The following is a 20,976-nucleotide window of genomic DNA, read 5'->3' on the forward strand; positions in this document are numbered from 1 at the left end:
GCGGGCCGCACCACCGCTCAACGCCGTGTGACGGGGCCGCTCAGCGCTGGTGGCGCGGCAGCGCCGCCTGCGGCTGCCCACCGCCGACCCCCGGCGCCTCCCGCGCGATCCGCTCCATCGTCCGCGCCAGCTGCTCGCTGCCGTCGTCGAGGTGCCGGGCCGCCGCCTGCATGTGCGAGATCATCATCTCGCCGAAGATCCGCAGCGCCTCCCGGGTGGCCACCGAGTCGTCGAAGTTCACCCCGGCGGTGCTGCGGTACTCCGTCACGGCCCGCTCGGCCTCCTGCTTCGCCTCCTCCGCCGCGGCACGCATGTAGCTCTCGTACTGCATCCGGGCGTACTCGGCGACCCGGCGGGCGTAGTCGTGGGCCTGCGCGATGATCTGCTCGGCCTCCCGCTGCGCCGCCGACAGCAGGTTCACCTCCTTCGCCGCGGGCACCGCCGCCGCGTTGTCGGCACTCGGGATCACCCCGTGCCGGTGCAGCTCCAGGTGGTCGTTGAGCCGCTCGTTCTCCGCCCGCAGGTTCGCCAGCTGAGTCGCCAGCAGATCCAACTCGTCGGCCACCTGCAGCCGGAACCGGTCCACATCGGCGTGGTCGTAGCCACGGCGGGTGAACGACGCCGACCCGAACTCCCACCGGCGCACCCGGTCTGCGGTGAGGCGCACCTGCACCCCACCACCGGTCACCTGACCCTCGTACCTGCTGATCGGGGTCGCACTCACCGAGCCACCTCCGTCCTCGCGCTCACCGGGCACCTCCGGAATCGTCAGGGGCGGTCGCGGTCCGCCAGGCCGGCCCGTACCAGTGCTTGCCGAAACCCTCGTGGTGCAGCTGACCCGGCTGGTAGCCGGCCCCGGTCAGCGCGGCCACCGAATGGCTGACCATCTCGTCGGAGCCGCACACGTACACGTGCCGGGACCGCCAGTCCCCGTCGGCCAGGACCTGGTCGGCGACCTGCATGAACTCACCCGGCCGGCGCGGGTCGGACCCCGCCACGTACGTCACCCGCAGCCACGGGTACGACGCGGCGAACTTGTCGATCGCCTCACTGTCGTAGAACTCCAGCCGGGACCGGGCCCCCACGTACAGGTCCACCCGGCGGCCCACACCCTCCGCCGCGACCTGCTCCAGCAGGGCCTTCACCGGCGCCCAGCCGGTGCCACCGGCCAGCAGCAGCAGATCCGACGACCCGGCCTGCCACAACGTCAACCGGTCACCCACCGGCGCGGCCAGGTGCAGCTGGTCGCCGACCGCGCACCCGTACACCAGCCGCGACGACACCGCGCCACCCGGCGCGGCCCGCACGTGCAACTCCAGCGTCCCGTCCGGACGGGGCGCGTTCGCCGGGGAGTAGTACCGCCACGTCCGCACCGCCGGGTGGGACACCCCGATCGACTGGCCCGGGTTGAACGGCAGCAGGTACTGGGGCCGGACCGTCAGCACCGCCACGTCGAACGTGCGCCGCTCGTGCCCGAGGATCTCGGCCACCCACCACGGCGGTGACTTCGCCTCCGCCGCCTGCGCCGAGTCCATCATCACCTGCGCGACCAGCCCGTACGCGGCCGCCCAGTCGGCGGCCAGCTCGTCGGTCCACGCCTCACCGCAGAAGTGCCGCAGCGTCGCCAGCAGCGCCTCACCGACCGCCGGGTAGTGCTCGGCGCGCACCGCGAACTTGCGGTGATCCGCCCCGAGGTCCTGAAGGAACCCGACGAGCCGGTCCACCTGGTCCACGTGGGACACGATGTGCCCCAACGCGTTCACCAGCCGGTCCCGCTGCCCCGCCATGTTCGTGGGGAACATCTGCCGGGTTTCCGGGTGCGTCAGGAACAGCGTCGAATAGAAGTAGAGCGGCACCTGGTCGCCGTGCGCGGCGACCAGGGACCAGCTCTGCTTGAGCCGCGCCGTGTCCACGCTCAGGCGTTCCCCGCGGACACGACCTGGTCCTGCACCTGGCCCAGCACCACGTGCACGTCGGCGATCACATCGGCCGGCACGCCCAGCTCCACCAGCGTCGCCGTCAGGTGCTCGCCGACCTTCGCGTAGTGCGCCACCGGGATGTTCAGCGGCTGGTGCGCCTCGGCCAACCCCCGACCGGCGTACTCGTTCGGGCCGCCCAGCACCACCGCCAACATCAGCGCCAGGTGCCGCCGCTGCTCGGGCATGTTCACGTCGGTGAAGTAGCCGGCCAGATCCGGGTCGGCCAGCACCTTGTCGTAGAACAGCTCCACCGCGGCCTTCACCGCGGCGGCGCCGCCGATGCGCTCGTAGTGGGAGATCGGGGTGGTCTCTTCGGTCACCGTCATGGTGCTTCCTTCCGAACAGGGGTCACGCGGGCAGCGCCGCGGAGGGGCAACCGGCAGCCCACGCGCGTCGCACCGGCTCCACCGAACGGCCACGCGCAAGCGACCGTGTCGGACCATAGCGTGCCCGCCGGAACGGTTCAGCCCTGCCCCATCCGATTCCCGACAACTGTCGATCACGGACAGTCAACAACCTCGCCGAACCGCTCGCGTCCCGCGACCACACCGCCACGCTGGGTCGAACGCCGCGCCACCCGACATCCCTGGCGGTCCCTTTCGGACACCACCGGCCCGCGCTCCGCCCCGCCGCCGTTTCCCCACGTCACGGCCGCCCCGCTCGACCGGCGGCAACCGTCACCCTCAGGCCTGGCACCGCCCGACCGGCCGGCCGACACGCGCTGTGAACAAAAAAGGGGACCGCGCCATGCCCGTTCTGGGCGTGGCGCGGTCCCTCGAAGCTGTGACCGGGCGGTCAGCCCGCCCGACGGCGCGCCCGCCGGGCCGCCAACTCGTCCCCCACCGACTCGGACTCCGGCTCCGCCGGCGGGGCGGCCGGCTCCGGCTGCCCGCCCACCGGCTCCGCCGGCAGATGCGACAGCGAACCCTGGATCTCCTTGAACGCGCCGCCGATCGCGATGCCGAACACCCCCTGGCCGCCCTGCAACAGGTCCACGACCTCCTCCGGCGACCGGCACTCGTACACCGTCGTCCCGTCCGAGATCAACGTGATGCCCGCCAGGTCCTCCACGCCACGCGACCGCAGCGCGTCGATGGCCTTCCGGATGTTCTGCAACGACACCCCGGCGTCCAACAACCGCTTCACGACCTTCAACACCACCAGGTCGCGGAAGGAGTACAACCTCGACGTCCCCGACCCGGACGCGTCCCGCACGCTCGGCACCACCAGACCCGTCCGGGCCCAGTAGTCCAACTGCCGGTAGCTGATGCCCACCGCGGGACACGCGGTCACACCCCGGTAGCCCACCTCGCCGTCAACGACCGGATCAGGCTGCTGCTCCGTACTCGGACCAGGATCACGCGGCTCGTGCATCCGGACAACCTCCCCGCCCGTGCGGTGACACGTCGTCTCCCCGTACGTGCACCCCTCGACACCGCAACCCTAGCGCCGACACCGGGAGTCAACCCGCAGGAGACACCGCGACACGCCGCGCCGCCACCCGGAAGATCACCGACGGCGGCCAGCCGTCACTCACCGTGACAACCGCCGCCGCGCCGCCGACCGACCCACCGGCCGGCCACCTCAACCCGCGAAGTCCTCCGGACGCACCTGCTCCAGGAACTCCCGGAACTTCTCCACCTCGTCCTCCTGCTCGTCCGGGATCACGATCCCCGCCTCGGAGAGGACCTGCTCGGCACAACGAATCGGAGCCCCGACCCGCAACGCCAACGCGATGGAATCGCTCGGCCGCGCCGACACCCGAACGCCGTCACCGATCAACAGATCGGCGTAGAAGACGTTCTCCTTCAACTCGGTGATCTCCACCGCCCGCAACGGCGCCTGCAACGCCGCCAACACGTCCCGCAGCAGATCGTGCGTCAACGGCCGCGCCGGCTTGACCCCCTGCTGCTCGTAGGCGATCGCCGTCGCCTCGACCGCACCGATCCAGATCGGCAGATAGCGGTCCCCCTCGACCTCCCGCAGCAGGACGATCGGCTGGTTGCTGGGCAGCTCCACCCGAACTCCGACCACGCTCAGCTCGCGCACCGCCGCCTCCGTGTCGTTGTCACCTACGCCCGCACCGCGCCCTTCCCTGCACGGTACACGGACCGCGACACGGGAGTCCCATGCGCTACGTGCACCACGCCTCGCCGGAAAGGGTTACCCCGGCAAGCCTACGACACGCTTCCCGGCACAGATCTTTCCGCGCCACCCACGGCGCCCACCCACGGCGAAGGCCGGGCGCCCCCACGACACCCGGCCCGCACCACCTCACCGACCCAACGTCGACCGCAGCCCCACCCGCACCAACGCCGCGTGCAACTGCTGCGACAACGCCACCAACTCCCGCGCCGTCTCCGCCGCCCGGGCCCGCGCCGCCGGATCCGACTGCCGCGCCAGCGGCGCCACCAACTGCGCGAACAGACCGACCTCCCGATCCGCCGCCGTCCGGTACGCCCGCAGGTGCCGCGGCTCCAACCCGTACGCCGCCAGCCCCGCCACCGCCCGCGCGATGATCAACGCATCCGCGTCGTACCAGCCCGGCGGATCCGACACCAGCACACCGAGCCGCTCCAACTCCGCCAACGTCGACTCGTCGACCCCGCTGCGGGAGATCAGCTCGGCCCGGCCCAGCCGCACCTCCGACGACTCGGTGGACTCCGCCACCTCCCGGCCCGGCACCTCACCACCCGGACCGACCGCCACCAGATTCGGCCGCTGCCGCGCCGGCGCCGCACCCGACGAGTCCCACTCCGCCAACTGGTCCCGGATCACCCGCAACGGCAGGTACTGATCCCGCTGCGCGGTCAACACGAACCGCAACCGCGCTACATCGTCCCAGCTGTACTTCCGGTACCCCGCCGGCGTCCGCTCCGGCTCCACCAGGCCCTCGGCCTCCAGGAACCGCAACTTCGAGATCGTGACGTCCGGAAACTCCACCCGCAACTGCGCCAACACCTCGCCGATGCTCATCAGCGCAGGCCCACGCGCCTCCCCGGGCGACGTCGAAGCCGCAGGCCCGTTCACCCCCGGCCGGCCTCCTCCTCCGGACGCGGACCAGCGATGAACACCACCCGGAACTTACCGATCTGCACCTCGTCGCCGTTGCTCAGCGTCGCCGCCTCGACCCGCTCCCGGTTCACGTACGTGCCGTTCAGGCTGCCCACGTCCCGCACCGTGAACGTGCCACCATCGCGATGGAACTCGGCGTGCCGCCGCGAAACCGTCACGTCGTCGAGGAAAATGTCACTGTCCGGGTGCCGGCCGCTCGTCGTCACATCGTGGTCCAACAGGAACCGGGCGCCCGCGTTCGGACCCCGGCGAACCACCAGCAGCGCCATTCCCGGCGGCAACGAACCGGACATCCGGCTCGGCACCACATCGGTGTCCGGACCCTCCAGCACTTCGTCGAGCGAACCGAGATTGAGCGTCGAAGTGACGTCGAGCGGGGGGAACTCGTCGTCTGGGCGCGTCATGGGGACCACCTCACGGATCTCTTCGGTCGGCGTCGGGTAATGGCGGGTCTGGCCGCCGGGCCGAAACACACCCGGCGGCTGGCTCCCCGGTGCCCGGGAAGGCGCATTCCGCAACGCTCAAACTATTGGGTCTCGGTCAACTGGGCGAGCCTAGCCAGCGCCGAAAAACAGGGCAACCGGACGCGCGGAGACGACCCCGCCGCCCGGAACGGACGAACTCAGCTCTCGGTGAGCTCGCGGTACGCGCCAGCGGTCAGCAAACCCTCGACCGCCGCCGGATCATCCGGGGTGATCTCCACCAACCACCCCGCACCGTACGGATCCGTGTTGATCACCTCAGGGGTGTCGGCCAACGCCTCGTTGCGCGCCGCCACCGTACCGCTCAACGGCGCGTAGATCTCCGACACGCTCTTCGTCGACTCGATCTCACCCAGCGACTCACCCGCCGCCACCACCGCGCCCTCGTCCGGCAACTGGACGAACACGATGTCACCCAGGGCATCCTGCGCGAAGTGCGTGATACCGACCCGGACGGCACCGCCGTCCCCACCGGCCACCCACTCGTGCTCGGCGGTGTACCGCAGATCCTCAGGAATCACCAGCTGCGTCCTTCGTCATCAGTGCACCGGGGGGAAACCGGCGCCGGCCGCGACCGGTCAGGAGACCGGCCGGGCGTGTTCCAGCTTGATCGGCGCGTGCAGCTGCGAAACCTCCACAGCCTCACTGTCCACCGGCGTCACGTTACCGCCGGCCTCCTCCACCGATGCGACCACCCCGCCGGGAATGTTCAACGCCGTACGCAGCGTCGCCGGATCACCGATCACCGAGATCACGTACGGGCCGGTCAACCGCCGCCCGTCCACCACCAGGCCACCGCCCGCCGCATCGACGAAATACGTCGACGCGATGATCCGCACCGCCGTCCCGTCCGCGCCCGCGATCTGCATCGCCTCCGCGCCCGCGCCCCGCAGCTCCTGCACCGCGTCCAGGATCCGCTCCGACTCGACAGCCTTGTCCGGACCCTCGAACCGCACCGACAGACCCGGCCCCACCGCCGGCAACGTGCCCGCCAGGATGCCCAGCTCGTCCGCCCGCCGCGTCGCCTCCTCCAGCGCCGCCTGCCGGCCCTGCTCACCCGAACGCAGCTGCCGCTGGCTCTCCTCCAGCGCCTCGATGTCCTGCCGCAGCCGCCGCTCCCGCGAATCCAGATCCGACGAGATCCGGACCAGGTCCTCCTCCCGCGTCGCCGCGAGGGTCGGGTCGGTCGACGTCGTCTTCAACTGCACCACCAGCGTGAACCCCAGCAACGCCAGCAACACCGCGATCATCGCGCCCGCCGACGTCAACCGCCGCGACACCGGCGTCGGCTTCGCCCCGGCCGCGGACGCCCCCGGTTCCTCCGCCGGCTCCGGCACGTCCTCCTGCTCGACCGGCGCCGCCGGCTCGACCGGCGCCAACGGGCTCAACTCATCCGGATCGGGCGCGTCCGGGCGCGGATCCGGCTCACCGGCCGGACCCGACGGCCGCACCGGCTCCGCCGGCTGCGGCCAGCCCGTGCCCGTCTCCCTGTGCTCCTCGCTCATCGCCACAAACCTACGCCCGGAACAGGTGCCGGCGGATCGCCGCCACGTTTCCGAAGATGCGCACCCCGAGCACGACCACCACACCGGTGGACAACTGACCGCCCACACCCAACTGGTCACCCAGGTACACGATCAGACCCGCCACCAGCACGTTCGAGATGAACGACACCACGAACTGCTTGTCGTCGAAGATCCGGTCCAGCTTCGCCCGCACCCCGCCGAACACGGCGTCGAGCGCCGCCACCACGGCGATCGGCAGGTACGGCTGCAACGCCGCGGGCACCGTGGGATCCAGATACACCCCGAGCACCACACCGGCGAGCAACGCCAGCACCGCGATCATCGGCCACCTCCGGAGGGGCTGGAAGAGGTCCCCGGACCGGACGGCCCGGGACTGGTCGAACCGGCGACACCCGAACCCGACGGGCTCGGACTCACCGAAGGCTCGGCGTAGCGTAGCCGTGGCTCCGGAGCCGCCGGCAGGGTGAGGTTGTCCGCGTCCTTCACCCCGAACGACAACCCGTTCGTCCGGGCCACGTACCGCATCAGCTCCGCGGCCTCACTGCCGTCGAACCGCTCCCGCATCGACCCCGGCCCGATCGCCGCCACCTGGTACGGACCCGTCACCGGCCGGTAGTCCACCAGGATCGCCTCTCCCGCCTGGCGGATCGTCGACGTCGCCGTCAACCGCTGCCCGTTGATCGCCACCGCCTCCGCGCCCGCCGCCCACAGGGCGTTCGCCACCTTCTGCAGGTCGGAGTACAACACCCGCGACGGCCCCGCGTCCGCACCGGTCACCGCGTCCTGATCCCGCGTCGCGTCCGCCAGGCGCACCACCACACCGTCACCGCGCACCCGGCCCAGGCCCGTGCCCGCCTCCAGGTTGCGCAGCCGCGACGCCTGCGAGCCGCTCAACGCCGCGTCCCGCTGCCGGCTGACCTCCTCGCGCAGCTGGTCCGCTCGCGCGGTCAACCGGTCGGTCTCCGCCTCGCGCTGCTTGATCTCGGCAACCAGCCCGGCCCGCGCCTTCGCCCGGCCCGGCTCCTCCGCCACCGTCTCCCGGTAGGCCACCGCGAACAGGAACCCGATCACCAGCAGCACCACCAGGCCCACCGGCCGCGCCAGCACCCGCCGCGCCCGCGACGGCGGCGCCGCCGCCCGCCGGGCCGCCGCGTCGGCGTATCCCGGATCGAGGGGGTTGCGGAACAGTTCGGTCAGGAAGTCCGGCGCGTACACCCGCGCCGACGGGTCGCGGCCCTTGTCCTTGTCCCGGGGCGGCGTCGTGCTCACGCCGCCGCTCCCGCGCGCCGCGCCCGCATCGCGCGGACCAGACGGCTGGCCTGCACCACGTACATCGCCCCGGCCACCCAGTACAGCACCAGGCCCCACCAGGCGAGGCCCCAGCCGATCGCGCCGGCCGCGGTGGCCACGCCCGGGGCGGCGGCCGCCAGCAGCAGGATCGGGAACGCGGCCAGCAGCAGGAACGTGGCGGTCTTGCCCACGTAGTGCACCGGCGGCGGGCCGTAGCCGTAGCGGCGCAGCACGCCCAGCGACCCGAGCAGCAGCAGCTCGCGGGCGAGCAGCGCCCCGGTGAACTGCCACGGCACCACCTCACGGGCGGTGAACGCCAGCAGCGTGGCCAGGATGTAGAGCCGGTCGGCGAGCGGGTCGAGCAGCTCGCCCAAGCGGCTGACCTGCTGGAGGCGGCGGGCGATCCAGCCGTCCACCCAGTCGCTGGTGCCGCCGATGGCCAGCACCACGATGGCGGCCACGTCGGCCTTGACCACGAGGAACAGGTAGAGGAAGAGCGGCACACCGACGAGCCGGACGAAGCTGATCATGTTCGGCAGGGTGAGGACGCGATCCCCCACGACCGCCGCACCGCCGGGAGCCGGGTGCTCCGATGGAGCCGGCCGACGCGACACCGAACCCTCCCTCCGCAGCACGGTCCGGCGGCCGAGTGGTCGGCCGCCAAGGGCACGTGCGCGTTGCCGGCCGGTCAGACGCCGGCGCCCTCTGCGATCCCGGGCTGGGACCTCCCCGTTGCGGCCCGCGATCGTGTCGATCACGGGCCGGTGAGTTGCGCTGCCACTATATCGGGCTCCCCCGACCCGCCCCGGCCCGCGCGCTGCGTCGGTGCTCAGCTCAGGATTCTGTGCGGCGCCGCACTACCCGTAAGGCATCCTAGGACACTAGTTGAGTGGTGGAGGCGCGGTGAGGCCGGTCGGGTCAGGCGGTGCGGGCGGCGGAGTCCGCGGCGGCCTGCGGGGCGCTCACCGACGCGGCCTGGCCGAACGCCAGCAGGGCCAGCAGCAGTTCGTGCTGCACCCGGTTGGGCATCCGGTCCAGCACCGCCTGGATCGCCTGGTGCCGCCGCTCGGTCAGCTCGCGCAGCAGGGTCTCCGCCGCGGCCGTGGGGATCAGCCGCACCTCGCGCCGGTCGCGGGGGTCGGCCGCCCGGCGCACCAGGCCGACCGCCTCCAGCCGGTCACAGAGCCGGCTCGCCGACGACGGCACCACGTCCAGCAGCTCGGCCAGGCGGTTCACGTTGGTGTGCGGGTGGGCCATGATCAGCGACAGCACCCGCAACTGCGTCGGCGAGACGCTGACGTTGTGCCGGGAGGCGGCGGAGTCGAGCACACCGATGAGCGCCTCGGCAGCCGCATCGATGGCCGCGGCAAGATTCGGAGGTCGCTCCACCCGCTGTCCCCTGCGATCGTCCCGCTCGTGTTCGCTCCGCCGGTCCGTCACCGCCCGCCGACGCCGGCCGGAGGGCTGGAACCGCGCCAGTCCAGGCAGACGACGACCGCGTCGTCGCGGAGATCCGCGTCGGCGTGGTACGCGTGCAGTTCGCGCATCACCGTACCAACTGCCTCCGTCGCCGGTTGCAACCGAGTGGACCGCATCGCGCGCGCCATGGCCCGGTCCCCGTACGGCTCCTGCCCGGCCGGCTCCGCCGCGTACACCCCGTCGCTGACCACGAAGAGCCGATCCCCCGGCTGCACGGTGAACTCCTGCACGTCGTAGCGGGTCTCGGCGAACATGCCCAGCGGCAGTTGCTGCTCCAGCGCGATCGGGGTGACCGTGCCGCCGCGCAGCCGCAGCACGTGCGGTGAGCCCGCGTCCACGGCCCGCACCACACCGCGCCGGCTGTCCAGCTCCAGCAGCAGCGTGGCCACGTGCCGGCTCCCCCGGTGCTGGTAGAAGATGGTGTCCGAGGCCAGCTCGGCCTGCTCCACGAGGCTGCCGCCGGAGCGCCGCGCGTTGCGCATGGCGTTGACGGTCACCGCGGTCAGCAGCGAGGCGGCCAGGCCGTTGCCGGTGCCGTTGAGAACCGTGACGGTGAGCCGGTCGGCGTCGACCGACCAGTCGAAGTGGTCGCCGCCCACGGTGTACGCCGGTTCGAGCTGCCCGGCCAGCACGAAGTCGCCGTGCACGACGCTGCGCCCGGGCAGCAGGTCCCACTGCATCTCGGCGGCCATGCTGAGCCGTTCCCGGCGGCGCGCCCGCCGGTAGCGGTCGGTCTCCCGGTCGGCCGCCCGCAGCGCCACCGCCAGGTCGCCGGCGACGTCCCGGGCCGTCTCCACGGTCGCCGCGTCCGGCGCGGCCGGCAGCTCGACCATCAGCACGCCGAGCCGCTCGCCCCACGCCGACAGCGGCAGGTAGGCCCGGCAGCGCCCGTCCTCGGCGGCGTCCAGCACCGGCTGCTGGCTGCGGAAGCAGCGCTGCGCCACGCCCTGGCAGGCGAGGAACCCGCCCTCGGGCAGGTCCGCGTCCAGCACCGGCCAGAGCCCGGTGAACCGGTAGTCGGCGACGAACACCTCGGTCCGCGACGCGCCGAGGACCCGGCGGACCGTCGCGTCGGCGGCCTCCGCCAACTGGTCGGGGGGTGCGGCGCGCAGGGCGCGCGACACCGCTCCGGACGCGTCCGGCATGCTGACATCCTCCGATGACGACTATTGCTGTAGGGCAAGCATCATACGGAGGCCCGCCGACACCGGTACGCCCCGGCTCCGACCTGTGCAGCGGCGCCGGTCGCGGGTGGACGGCCCGGGCCGCTCAGTCGGCCGGCTTGGTGGCCAGCGCGCCGTAGAAGGCGTCGGGCACCGGCTCCGGGGTGCCGGCCGGCCGCCACCGGGCCACCGGCACGATGCCGTCCGCCGTCGGCTGCCAGCGCCCCAGCAGCGGCGCGAACCGCGCGGGCGCCCGCATCCGGAACGCGGGCCCCATCATGGCCAGTGCCTCCGGGTACGCGGCCAGCTCCTCGCTGTCGAAGTCGATCGCCAGGAAGCTGCCCGGCGCGACCGCCTCGTACAGCTCGTCGAGGGTGCGGGCCAGGGTGTCGTCGTCCAGGAACGCGGCCAGCCCGAGGAAGACCACCCCGACCGGCCTCCTCCCCCACCCCGGCACGAACCGGTGCAGCTGAGCCGGGTCGACGGTGCCGATGTCGGTGGCGTCGCCGTAGCCGTAGCCGGCCCGGTCGCTGTCGGCGAGCAGGCGCTGGCCCAGCCGGACCGTCACCGGGTCGACGTCGGTGTAGAGCACGGTGGCGTCCGGGGCCACCTCGTGCACGTTGCCGCGGGTGGGCACGCCCGCCCCGAAGACGAGGAAGCCGTCCACCCCGGCGTCGGCGATCGACCGGACCGCCCGGCCCAGGAAGTCGCGCAGCGCGCGGAAGATGGCCGCGCAGGGCCCGTACGCGCCCTCGAAGGCGCCGGCCGCGGCCACGTCGACCGGGTCGTGGTGCTCGCCGCCGAGCCAGTAGTCGATCATTCGGGCGGTGCTCGGCTGGTCGGGCTCGGCCATCGACGAGGCTCCCTCTCTCACGCGACGGTCGCCAGCGTACCCAGGGGTCGGCTCGCGCGGTATCGCCCCGGCGGCCACCCACCGGCCGCGATACTGGCCGCGGGCGGCCGACGGCGAGGAGGTACGGCGTGAACTCGGCGAACGGCGCGGCCGTGGTGGTCGGGGTGGACGGCTCCGAGGCCGCCTTGACCGCGGTGCGACTGGCGGCGCAGGAGGCGGCCCGCCGACAGCGGCCGCTGCGGGTGGTGCACGGGTTCATCTGGCCGCTGCTGCGCGTACCCGTGTCGGCGCCGGCCGAGGGGCCACCCGGCGGCGGCCTGCGGCACCAGGCCGAGGAGCTGGTTGCCACGGCGGTCGCCGAGGCGGAGGCGGCCGCGCCCGGGCTGCGGGTCTCCGGCGAGATCATCGACGGGGAGGCCTCGGCCGTGCTGCTCGGCGAGTCCCCGACCGCCGCCCTCATCGTGCTCGGTGACCGGGGCCTCGGCGGGTTCGCCTCCCTGGTGGTCGGCTCGGTGGCGATCCAGGTCGCCTCGTACGCCGACTGCCCGGTGCTGGTCGCCCGTGGCACGCCGCGCCCGGCCGGCCCCGTGGTGGTCGGGGTGGACGGCTCGGCGCTGTCCCGCGCCGCGGTCGAGTTCGCCGCCGAGGAGGCCGCGGTCCGCGGCGCCCGGCTGCACGCCGTGCACGCCTACACCCACCCGGCCTCCACCGGTCCCGGCGACATGCAACCCCTGGTGTACGAGGAGAGCCAGCTGCGCGGCGAGGAGGACCGGGTGCTGGCCGAGGCGCTCAACGGGCTGGCCGAGCGCCGGCCGGAGGTGCCGGTCACCCGGGCGGCGGTGCACGGCCGGCCGGTCGCGGCGCTCGCCGAGGCGTCCCGCGAGGCCCAGCTGCTCGTCGTCGGCCGGCGGGGCCGGGGGGAGCTGACCGGCCTGCTGCTCGGCTCGGTGAGCCAGGGGGTGCTGCACCGCGCCGACTGCCCGGTGGCCGTGGTCCGCGCCGTGGAGTGAACGGTTGGCCCCGCCCCGGGCGGGTAGACGGTACGGACATCCACAGCGACCGGAGGAGGCAGCGATGCCAGGACCACGGCCGGGGAGCAACGCGTACGACAAGGAGCGGGCGCGGCTGCGGGATCTGATCGAACAGTCCGGGCGGGCCGCCGACCAGGAGGCGAACCAGGTCGCGAACCGGATTCTTCAGGACGACCGCGGCCAGCGGGGCGTGGTGCGGGGCGAACGGACGTTCGGCCCCAAGGGTGAGCGCGAACCGGGCGACCCGAAGTGAGAGCGGCACCCGTGGTCGACGGCGCCATCGCGGGCGCCGTCGGCAGCGCCGCGTTGAACGTCGTCAGCTTCCTGGACATGGCGCTGCGGGGCCGCCCGGCGAGCAGCACCCCCGAGCAGACCGCGGGCCGGCTGGCCGACGCGGCGCACGTGGACCTCGGGCCCGGGGAGAAGGCGGCGAACCGCCGCTCCGGCCTCGGGCCGGTCATCGGCTACGGCACGGGCATCGCCGCCGGCGCGCTGTTCGGGCTGCTGGCCGCCCGCCGCCGGGTCCCGCTGCCACTGGCCGCGGGGCTGCTCGGCGGCGGGGTGATGGCCACCTCCGACGGCTCGATCGCCGCGCTCGGCATCAGTGACCCGCGCACCTGGCGCACGACCGACTGGCTGTCCGACCTGGTGCCGCACCTGGCATACGGAGCGGGGGCCGCAGCCACCTGGCGGAGGCTGCGGCCGCCGTCGCGGCGGGGCTGATCAGCCCCGCCGGTCGCTCTCGTCGTCGGCCAGCGGCTCGCCGGCCGGGCCGTACGGCGAGACCTGGCCCTTCGGGACCGGCCGCCCCACGTCCGCGTTCGAGGTGCCGCCCTTGCCGTGGGGCCCCCGGCTCCCGGCCTGGGGAATGAGCTCCCGGCTGTCCTGGCTGGTCGCGCCCTTGTCGTTGCGGCGCAGTTCCTCCTGCTGCGGCTTGACCACAGGTCTCTCCTTCCGGTGGCGGCGCACGGCGTGGGCCGCGCACCTGATCGGGGTACCCGCCGCCGCCGGGCGCATTCCGGCCCGGCCCCGGGCGTCTGGTCCGGCGCCGGGCGGGTACCCCCAGCGGATGCCAGACGATCGGAACGTGGCGCGGGCGCTGCTGGACCGGCAGTCCCGCACCTACGCGGAGGAGGCCGGGATCAACCTCGCCGACCGGCCGGGGCCGCTCTACCAGCTGCTCGTGCTCACCACGCTGCTGAGCACCCGGATCCGGGCCTGCGTGGCGGTCGCCGCGGCCCGCGAGCTCTTCGCGGCCGGCTGGCGCACCCCGCAGGCCATGGAGGCGGCGAGCTGGCAGGAGCGGGTCGACGCGCTCGGCCGGGGCCACTACCGGCGCTATGACGAGCGGACCGCCACCATGCTGGGCACCGGGGCCCGGCTCTGCCTGGACCGGTGGCACGGGGACCTGCGCCGGATGCACAAGGACGCCGACGGCGACCGGAGCGTGCTGCGCCGCCTGCTCACCGAGTTCCCCGGCATCGGCCCGACCGGGGCGGACATCTTCCTCCGCGAGGTGCAGGCGGTCTGGCCGGACGTGCGCCCGTACGCCGACCGGCGGACCCTGGCCGGGGCGCGACGGCTGGGCCTGCCCGCGAACCCGGGCGGCCTGGCCGGGCTCGTCGGCGAGGCCGACTTCGGGCGGCTGGCGTCGGCGCTGGTGCGGGTGGCGCTCGGCGAGGAGTCGGCCGGTGAGGTCAGCCGCAGCGCCGCGGTGGCCCGCTGACCGGGCCCCGGTCGGGCCCGGGCGTCACTTGGCCGGGCCGGGCTTGGTCAGGTTCCAGGCGAGCGCCGAGGCGAGCAGGGCCAGCAGCACGACGCCGCCGGAGATGCCCTCGCCCTCCCCGCCGCTGCTGCGATGCCCGGTGGCGCCGAAGTAGATCACGGCCAGCCCGGCCAGCACGGTGACGAACGTCCGCAGTCCTCGGTCCTTCACATTCCGGACGGTACGGCCGCCGGGCACCGGGAAGGGCCGTTTCGCGCGCTTGTCCCCCGGTCGGGGGGTCACTCCGCCCGGCAGCCGGCGGCCGGACCGCGCAGCCGTACCCGGCGGATCGCCCGGTCGACCACCTCGACCACCTCGACGGTGAGCCCGGGCAGCCGGATCCGCTCGCCCGGCCCGGCGGGCAGGTGGCCCAGCCCGGCCAGGACCAGCCCGGCGACCGTGGTGTACTCCCGGGTCAGCGGGAAGGTCAGCTGCACGCCGGCGTCGGGCAGGTCGTGCAGCGGGAAGTCGCCCGGTAGCAGCAGCGCGCCGTCCGGCTCCCGGACCGCCTCGCGCACGTCCCGGTCGGTCTCGTCGTACAGCTCCCCGACGACCTCCTCGAGCAGGTCCTCCATGGTGACCAGGCCGTCCACGCCGCCGTACTCGTCGATCACGAGGGCGAGCTGCTCGTGCCGCTGGCGCAGGTGCCGCATGGCGTCGGCGACCGGCAGCGTGCCGGGCAGCAGCACCGGCGGGCGGGCGCGCTCCCCGACGCTCTGTCCGTCGGCGTCGACCAGGTCGCGGATGTGCACCACCCCGCACACGTCGTCCAGCCCGCCGGGGCCGGTCACCGGGGCCCGGGAGCGGCCGGTGGCGGCCAGCCGTCGCATCGCCTCCGCCGCGGTCAGCTCCGCCGACAGGAACGTCACGTCCCGGCGGGCCACCAGGATCTCCCGCAGGGTACGGCCGGCGATGTCGAACGCCCCGGACAGGATCTCCCGCTGCTGGGCGGACAGCCCGCGCTGGCTGACCAGCATCTCGCGCAGCTCCTCCTCGGTCACCTCCTGCCGGTTGGCCCGCGGATCGCCGCCGGCCAACCGGACCAGCAGGTCGGTGGCCCGGCCGAGCAGCCACACCGCCGGCCGGGACACCCGGGCGAGCAGGTCCAGCGGCGCGGCGCTGAGCAGCGCCCAGCGTTCCGCCGACTGCATGGCCAGCCGCTTCGGGGCCAGCTCGCCGACGACCAGCGTCACGAAGGTCAGCACCACGGTCACCAGCACCACGGCCACCGGCCGGGCGGCCCGGCCGAGGATGCCCAGCGGGCCGACCAGCGGCTCCGCCAGCGACACCGCGGCGGCCGCCGAGGCGAGGAACCCGGCCAGGGTGATGCCGAGCTGGATGGTGGCCAGGTAGCGGTTCGGCTCCCGGGCCAGCCGGGTGAGCCGCGCCCCGGCCCGCCCCGTCCGGCCCAGCCGCCGCAGCTGCCCCTCGCGCAGCGTCACGATGGCCATCTCGCTGCCCGACAGCGCCGCGTTGATCAGCACCAGGACCGCCACCAGGACGAGCTGTCCGGCCATCAGTCGGTCTCCAGGTCGTCCAGGGAGATCGCGTGGGTCATCAGCCACCGGGCCAGCGCGGCCATCCCGAACAGCCACAGCGGCGCCGACTCGGTGGTGCCGTTCGTGGCGAAGATGGCGAACCGCAGGTCCGGTGCCCGGTACGCCTCGATCCGCCACCGGTGGTTCCTGTCCCGCCAGACCGCCGAAGGGTCCATGGCGTCACCGTAGGTGACCGGGTGCGACCGCCGGTGCCGCTTGGCGCAGCCGACGCCCACGCGTCCCGCCGCAACGCTCACCCGGGCGGGCGGACCACCTCGCGGGCGTCGTCGGGCAGCCGGCGGGTGGCGCCCCGCCGGTCGAGCAGTTCCAGTAGCGGCACCGCCACGCGGCGGGTGGTGTCCAGGGCCTGCCGGGCGGCGCTGAGCGTGAACGGCTGCGGCAGCCCGGCCAGCACCCGCACCGCGTCGTCGAGGGCGCCGGGCAGCAGCACCACGTTGTCGGCGAGCTTCAGGAGGGCGCCGGCGCGCACGGCCGCCCCGATCTCCCGGGGGCCGAGGCCGAGATCGGCGAGCCGGTGGGCCTCGGGGGCCTGGAACGGGCGGTCGCCGTACTCGGCGCGGACCCGGTCCACCGCCCGGGCCACCGGTTCGGGCAGCGCGTCGCCCGGCGCGGCGGTGACCCGGCCGGCGCGCAGCCGCAGCGGCGGGTGGAGCAGCGCCTCCACCAGCGCCCGGTCGGGCAGGTCGAGGCGGTGCCGCAGCACGTCGACCGGCACACCGGCCTCCAGGGGGTGCTCGCGGGCGTACCGGGCGACCTCCTCGGCGAGCCGGCGGCCCAGGTCCCGCCAGTGACCGGGGTCGGCCAGCCAGTCCCCCGCGACCGGGGCGGCGGTGGCCGGCACGCCCATCCGGGTCAGCTCGCCGGCCCGGGCCAGGCGCCGCCGGCGCAGTTCCCCGGCCAGGTCGGGCCGGCCGTCCAGCCCGGCCAGCACGGCGGCCCGGGCGGCGGCCGCGCCCCGGCGGCGCAGCGGCGGCGGGTCCACGTCCAGCACGGTCACCCCGCCGGCAACGTGGCGCCGGCCTGGGTCGCGCAGCAGCGCCCGGTCGCCGATCAGCAGCGGCAGCGGGCGGGCCAGCCGGAGCCGGACGGTGTCCGGGCCGAGCGGGCGGACCCGGGCGGGCACCGCGGCCGACCCGACGTGCAGCGTGAGGGTGGCCGGCAGGTCAGCGGCCGGGTCACCGGCGAGGCGCACGTCGAGCAGGTCGGTGCGGCGGAACCGGCCCGGGCTGAGCAGGGCGTCGCCGCGGGCCACCCGGTCCCGGGGCACCCCGCGCAGGTTCACCGCAACCCGGGCCACCGCGTCGACCTCGCCGTGGGCGGTGTTCAACGCGTGCAGGCCGCGCACCCGGACCGGTTCCCCGGTGGCGGCCAGTTCGAGCTGGTCGCCGACGCGCAACCGGCCGCCGCCGAGGGTGCCGGTGACCACCGTGCCGCTGCCCCGGATGGTGAACGAGCGGTCCACCCACAGCCGGACCGGGGCGTCGCGGGCCGGGTCGGGCAGCCGGGCGACCAGCCGGTCCAGCGCGGCCCGCAGCTCGGGCAGGCCGGCACCGGTGACCGCGCTGACCGGCACCGCCTCCACCGCACCGAGCGAGGTCGCGGCGAGTTCCGCCCGGGCCCGGGCCAGGGCCGGCCCCGGATCGGCCAGGTCGGCGCGGGTCACCACCAGCAGCCCGTACGACACCCCCAGCGCGTCCAGCGCGGCCAGGTGTTCCGCGGACTGCGGCATCCAGCCCTCGTCGGCGCCGACCACGACCAGCGCGGCCGGGACCGGCCCGACGCCGGCGAGCATGTTCGGCACGAACCGCTCGTGCCCGGGCACGTCGACGAAGGCGAGGGTGCCGCCGGAGGGCAGCGTGGTCCAGGCGAAGCCGAGGTCGATGGTCATGCCGCGGCGGCGTTCCTCCGCCCACCGGTCCGGTTCCATCCCGGTCAGCGCCCGGACCAGGGTGGACTTTCCGTGGTCGACGTGCCCGGCGGTGGCCACCACCCACACGGTCAGGCCCCGACCCGCAGGATCGCCGCCCGCACGTCCGGGTCCGCGTGGGCGGGCACGCAGCGCAGGTCGAGCAGGAGCCGGCCGTGCAGTACCCGGCCGAGGATCGGCGGCACGCCGGTGCGCAGCGGCTCGGCGTACCGCTCGGGCAGGCTCAGCGCCCAGGAGTCGAGTTCGACGCCGGGCGCGCCACCGCCGCCGACCACCGCGGCGCTGGGCACCACCTCCGCCTTGCAGCCGTCCTCGCCGAGCCGGTCGCGGAGCCGTTCGGTGCGGGCGCGCAGCGCGCCCGGCTCGGCGTGCAGGGCGTCCCGGGTCGGGGTGGTCGGCGCGTGCAGGGTGGCGGCGAGCGCGGCCAGGGTCAGCTTGTCCACCCGCAGCGCCCGGGCCAGGGGGTGCCGGCGCAGCCGCTCGACCAGATCGGCCGCGCCGAGCAGCAGGCCGGCCTGCGGCCCGCCGAGCAGCTTGTCGCCGCTGGCGGTCACCAGGTGCGCGCCGGCGCGCAGCGTGGTGGCGGCGTCCGGCTCGTCGGGCAGCAGCGGGTCGGGGGCCAGCAGCCCGGAGCCGATGTCGGCGACCACCGGCACGCCGAGGGTGGCCAGGTCGCCGACGGGCACGGCCGAGGTGAAGCCGGTGACCCGGAAGTTCGACGGGTGCACCTTGAGCACGAACCCGGTGCGCGGGCCGACGGCGGCGGCGTAGTCGGCGAGGCCGGTGCGGTTGGTGGTGCCCACCTCGCGCAGCCGGGCGCCGGTGCTCTCCAACAGATCGGGCAGGCGGAACCCGTCGCCGATCTCGACGAGTTCGCCCCGGCTGACCACGATCTCCCGGTCCGCCGCGAGCGCGGTGGCGGCGAGGACCAGGGCGGCGGCGCCGTTGTTGACCACGTGCACGGCCGGCGCGTCGGGCACGGCGGCGGCGAGCGCGTCGAGCGCCTCCCGGCCGCGCCGGGCCCGACGCCCGGTACGCAGGTCCAGTTCCACGTCGGTGTGCCCGGCGGCGGCCACCAGGGCGTCGACCGCGGCGGCCGGAAGCGGGGCCCGGCCCAGGTTGGTGTGCAGCACGACGCCGGTGGCGTTCAGCACCGCCCGCGGGGTCGGCGCGGGCAGTTCGGCCAGCGCGGCGTCGCGTACCTGCTCGGGGGTGAGCTCGCCGGCGCGGGCCCGCTCCTGGGCGCGGACGATCGCGGCCTTGACCCGGTCGCGGCCGAGCGTGCCGGCCGCGGCGGCCAGCGCCGGGTCGGCGAGCAGCGCGTCGGTACGCGGCACCCGCCGCCGCGGGTCGACGTCACGCATCGGGTCTCCCAGGGCTTGGCGGAGACGGACGGGAATCGAACCCGCCTGGCCCGGGTCCCGGACCACACCGGTTTTGAAGACCGGGAGGGGCACCAGCCGCCTGAACGCCTCCACTCAGCACCTAACCACATGTGATCTCCGGTTGCCGGGCGAGGGCCGGACCCGCACCGGATCAGGGACCGGGCGTCTGGAAGTGGGGTCGTGGCTCGCCGGGTGTGGTGGGCAGGCGGGTGAGCGGCGGGAGCACCAGCGCCACGAAGGCGAGGATGCCGATGACCGTGAAGGGCAGGGTGTAGCTCTTGCCGCTGGCCTCGTAGAGCAGCGACGTGAGCAGCGGACCCACGACTCCCCCGATGCTCCACGCCACGATCATCGCCCCGTAGATGGCGCCGGCGTTCGGCGTGCCGAAGTAGTCGGCGGCGGTCGCCGGCATGGTGCCGAAGCCACCGCCGTAGGCGAGGTAGACCAGGGCGGCGAGGGCCGCGAAGAGCCAGAACGCGGAGGCGTGCGGCAGGATCAGGAAGCAGACGCCCTGCAGGGCGAGCATGCCGATGAACGCCGGCATCCGGCCGATCCGGTCCGACAGCCACGCCCAGGCCACCCGTCCACCGCCGTTGAACAGGCCGAGGACGCCGACCAGGCCGGCGGCGGTCGCGGCGCCGACCCCGGCGACCGCCTGCGCGGCGTCGGCGGCCTGGGAGATCAGCGCGATGCCGCAGGTCACGTTGAGCGTGAGGATCAGGGTGAGCAGGTACCACTGCCGGGTGCGCAGTGCCTCGCCGAAGGTGTAGACGCGGGTGCCGGCGACGGCCCGGCCGCCGACCGCCGGCGTGAAGCCCGGCACCTGATAGCCGGCCGGCGGATCACGGAAGAACGACGCCCCCAGCAGCACCGCGACCAGGTAGGCGATGCCCAGCGGCAGGAAGACGCTGGTCTTGTGGTCGGTACCGGCCAGCAGCGCCTTCGCCACCGGTGCGGTGATCACCGCGCCGAAGCCGAAGCCCGCCACGGCGATGCCGGTGATCAGCCCCCGCTTGTCCGGGAACCACTTGCTGAGCATGGCGATGGGCGTGATGTACGCGGCCCCGAGCCCGATCCCGCCCAGCACGCCGTAGGTGAGCAGCAGCAGCCACAGCTGGTCGCTCGACGACACCAGCGACGCGAGCATGGTCCCGACGGCGTAGAGGATCCCACCGCCCAGCGCCACCGGCCGTGGCCCGCGCCGGTCCTGGATGCGCCCGCCCACCAGGCTGCCGATGAAGATGGTCCCGATCGCCACCTCGAACGGCAGCACCACCTCGGCCTTGCTCCACCCGAACTCGGCCTGGAGCGGCTTGTTGAACACACTCCACGCGTAGACGGCGCCCAGCGCGAGCTGGACGAGCACGGCCGCCACGACGAGGCCCCACCGGCCCCGCGTCGGTGGTGGATTTCCCCGCGAATCCGCGGCTGATGTGGCCATGAGCGGTACCCCCGTATCGGC

26 protein-coding genes and 1 tRNA gene are annotated in these 20,976 nt (G+C 74.4%); 4 read left to right on the forward strand and 23 right to left on the reverse strand.

What is annotated here, in order from left to right:
- Window positions 1-40: 40 nt before the first annotated feature.
- The 15 genes from IEY96_RS19105 to IEY96_RS19175 all read right to left on the reverse strand — a co-directional run bounded on the left by IEY96_RS19105 (window position 41) and on the right by IEY96_RS19175 (window position 11,847).
- Complete coding sequence (locus IEY96_RS19105) at window positions 41-724, reverse strand: DivIVA domain-containing protein (RefSeq protein ID WP_189196143.1); 684 nt, start codon at window positions 722-724, stop codon at window positions 41-43.
- 22 nt (window positions 725-746) lie between these two features.
- Window positions 747-1,913: a globin domain-containing protein gene (locus IEY96_RS19110; protein ID WP_189196144.1), complete on the reverse strand. Its 1,167-nt coding sequence runs from the start codon at window positions 1,911-1,913 to the stop codon at window positions 747-749.
- Between the two features lie 2 nt (window positions 1,914-1,915).
- The gene (locus tag IEY96_RS19115; protein ID WP_189196145.1) at window positions 1,916-2,305 is read right to left on the reverse strand and encodes a group I truncated hemoglobin; all 390 of its coding nucleotides are present in this window, start codon (window positions 2,303-2,305) and stop codon (window positions 1,916-1,918) included.
- 469 nt (window positions 2,306-2,774) lie between these two features.
- A complete protein-coding gene (locus IEY96_RS19120) occupies window positions 2,775-3,353 on the reverse strand; it encodes a MerR family transcriptional regulator (RefSeq protein WP_189196146.1) in 579 nt (192 codons plus the stop codon).
- 210 nt (window positions 3,354-3,563) lie between these two features.
- Window positions 3,564-4,028 carry a bifunctional nuclease family protein gene (locus IEY96_RS19125; protein ID WP_073833177.1) on the reverse strand — a complete coding sequence of 155 codons (465 nt, stop codon included), beginning with the start codon at window positions 4,026-4,028 and terminating at the stop codon, window positions 3,564-3,566.
- Between the two features lie 225 nt (window positions 4,029-4,253).
- Complete coding sequence (gene ftsR / locus IEY96_RS19130) at window positions 4,254-4,955, reverse strand: transcriptional regulator FtsR (protein ID WP_189196147.1); 702 nt, start codon at window positions 4,953-4,955, stop codon at window positions 4,254-4,256.
- Window positions 4,956-5,005: 50 nt separating this feature from the next.
- The gene (gene odhI / locus IEY96_RS19135; protein ID WP_007071101.1) at window positions 5,006-5,458 is read right to left on the reverse strand and encodes an oxoglutarate dehydrogenase inhibitor Odhl; all 453 of its coding nucleotides are present in this window, start codon (window positions 5,456-5,458) and stop codon (window positions 5,006-5,008) included.
- A 218-nt stretch (window positions 5,459-5,676) separates the two neighbouring features.
- Entirely contained in the window at window positions 5,677-6,057 is a 381-nt protein-coding gene (gene gcvH, locus IEY96_RS19140; RefSeq protein WP_148425731.1) for a glycine cleavage system protein GcvH, read from the reverse strand.
- Between the two features lie 57 nt (window positions 6,058-6,114).
- Window positions 6,115-7,041: a DUF881 domain-containing protein gene (locus IEY96_RS19145; protein ID WP_189196148.1), complete on the reverse strand. Its 927-nt coding sequence runs from the start codon at window positions 7,039-7,041 to the stop codon at window positions 6,115-6,117.
- Between the two features lie 10 nt (window positions 7,042-7,051).
- A complete protein-coding gene (locus tag IEY96_RS19150) occupies window positions 7,052-7,384 on the reverse strand; it encodes a small basic family protein (RefSeq protein WP_007071104.1) in 333 nt (110 codons plus the stop codon).
- On the reverse strand, window positions 7,381-8,331 hold the full coding sequence (locus IEY96_RS19155; RefSeq protein WP_189196149.1) for a DUF881 domain-containing protein: 951 nt from the start codon (window positions 8,329-8,331) through the stop codon (window positions 7,381-7,383). Before IEY96_RS19155 ends, IEY96_RS19150 begins: the two co-directional genes overlap by 4 nt.
- Window positions 8,328-8,966 carry a cardiolipin synthase ClsA gene (clsA, locus tag IEY96_RS19160; RefSeq protein WP_373293601.1) on the reverse strand — a complete coding sequence of 213 codons (639 nt, stop codon included), beginning with the start codon at window positions 8,964-8,966 and terminating at the stop codon, window positions 8,328-8,330. The genes IEY96_RS19155 and clsA overlap by 4 nt, the downstream gene beginning before the upstream one ends.
- Before the next feature lie 304 nt (window positions 8,967-9,270).
- A complete protein-coding gene (locus IEY96_RS19165; RefSeq protein ID WP_189196151.1) occupies window positions 9,271-9,741 on the reverse strand; it encodes a MarR family winged helix-turn-helix transcriptional regulator in 471 nt (156 codons plus the stop codon).
- A gap of 47 nt (window positions 9,742-9,788) precedes the next feature.
- Window positions 9,789-10,976 carry a PP2C family protein-serine/threonine phosphatase gene (locus tag IEY96_RS19170; protein WP_189196152.1) on the reverse strand — a complete coding sequence of 396 codons (1,188 nt, stop codon included), beginning with the start codon at window positions 10,974-10,976 and terminating at the stop codon, window positions 9,789-9,791.
- A 124-nt stretch (window positions 10,977-11,100) separates the two neighbouring features.
- Window positions 11,101-11,847, reverse strand: coding sequence for an SAM-dependent methyltransferase (locus IEY96_RS19175; RefSeq protein ID WP_189196153.1), 747 nt, complete (start codon window positions 11,845-11,847; stop codon window positions 11,101-11,103).
- A 128-nt stretch (window positions 11,848-11,975) separates the two neighbouring features.
- Between IEY96_RS19175 and IEY96_RS19180 the strand changes: the two genes are divergently transcribed.
- The 3 genes from IEY96_RS19180 to IEY96_RS19190 all read left to right on the forward strand — a co-directional run bounded on the left by IEY96_RS19180 (window position 11,976) and on the right by IEY96_RS19190 (window position 13,601).
- Window positions 11,976-12,857, forward strand: a complete 882-nt coding sequence (locus IEY96_RS19180) for a universal stress protein (RefSeq protein WP_189196154.1) — start codon at window positions 11,976-11,978, stop codon at window positions 12,855-12,857.
- A gap of 64 nt (window positions 12,858-12,921) precedes the next feature.
- Window positions 12,922-13,131, forward strand: a complete 210-nt coding sequence (locus IEY96_RS19185) for a phosphatidylethanolamine-binding protein (protein ID WP_091306867.1) — start codon at window positions 12,922-12,924, stop codon at window positions 13,129-13,131.
- A complete protein-coding gene (locus tag IEY96_RS19190; RefSeq protein ID WP_189196155.1) occupies window positions 13,128-13,601 on the forward strand; it encodes a hypothetical protein in 474 nt (157 codons plus the stop codon). The genes IEY96_RS19185 and IEY96_RS19190 overlap by 4 nt, the downstream gene beginning before the upstream one ends.
- On the opposite strand, the gene IEY96_RS19195 is transcribed toward IEY96_RS19190, so the two are convergent.
- Window positions 13,602-13,820 carry a hypothetical protein gene (locus IEY96_RS19195; RefSeq protein ID WP_189196156.1) on the reverse strand — a complete coding sequence of 73 codons (219 nt, stop codon included), beginning with the start codon at window positions 13,818-13,820 and terminating at the stop codon, window positions 13,602-13,604.
- A 127-nt stretch (window positions 13,821-13,947) separates the two neighbouring features.
- Here IEY96_RS19195 and IEY96_RS19200 point away from each other — a divergent pair, with 127 nt between their 5' ends.
- Entirely contained in the window at window positions 13,948-14,604 is a 657-nt protein-coding gene (locus IEY96_RS19200) for a hypothetical protein (protein ID WP_189196157.1), read from the forward strand.
- 24 nt (window positions 14,605-14,628) lie between these two features.
- Here the strand turns inward: IEY96_RS19200 and IEY96_RS19205 are convergent, their stop codons facing one another.
- From IEY96_RS19205 to IEY96_RS19235, 7 genes are all read right to left on the reverse strand, one after another.
- Complete coding sequence (locus IEY96_RS19205; protein WP_091306855.1) at window positions 14,629-14,814, reverse strand: hypothetical protein; 186 nt, start codon at window positions 14,812-14,814, stop codon at window positions 14,629-14,631.
- A gap of 68 nt (window positions 14,815-14,882) precedes the next feature.
- Window positions 14,883-16,160: a hemolysin family protein gene (locus tag IEY96_RS19210; RefSeq protein WP_189196158.1), complete on the reverse strand. Its 1,278-nt coding sequence runs from the start codon at window positions 16,158-16,160 to the stop codon at window positions 14,883-14,885.
- Complete coding sequence (locus IEY96_RS19215) at window positions 16,160-16,357, reverse strand: hypothetical protein (protein ID WP_091306848.1); 198 nt, start codon at window positions 16,355-16,357, stop codon at window positions 16,160-16,162. Before IEY96_RS19215 ends, IEY96_RS19210 begins: the two co-directional genes overlap by 1 nt.
- Window positions 16,358-16,434: 77 nt before the next feature.
- Entirely contained in the window at window positions 16,435-18,198 is a 1,764-nt protein-coding gene (gene selB, locus IEY96_RS19220) for a selenocysteine-specific translation elongation factor (protein ID WP_189196159.1), read from the reverse strand.
- A 2-nt stretch (window positions 18,199-18,200) separates the two neighbouring features.
- Window positions 18,201-19,493, reverse strand: a complete 1,293-nt coding sequence (gene selA / locus IEY96_RS19225; protein WP_189196160.1) for an L-seryl-tRNA(Sec) selenium transferase — start codon at window positions 19,491-19,493, stop codon at window positions 18,201-18,203.
- Window positions 19,494-19,509: 16 nt separating this feature from the next.
- Window positions 19,510-19,605: transfer RNA gene (locus tag IEY96_RS19230), tRNA-Sec, on the reverse strand.
- 60 nt (window positions 19,606-19,665) lie between these two features.
- Window positions 19,666-20,955: an L-lactate MFS transporter gene (locus IEY96_RS19235; RefSeq protein ID WP_189196161.1), complete on the reverse strand. Its 1,290-nt coding sequence runs from the start codon at window positions 20,953-20,955 to the stop codon at window positions 19,666-19,668.
- Window positions 20,956-20,976: the final 21 nt, after the last annotated feature.

It is taken from the genome of Micromonospora fulviviridis, assembly GCF_014648395.1.
Lineage (GTDB): Bacteria > Actinomycetota > Actinomycetes > Mycobacteriales > Micromonosporaceae > Micromonospora > Micromonospora fulviviridis.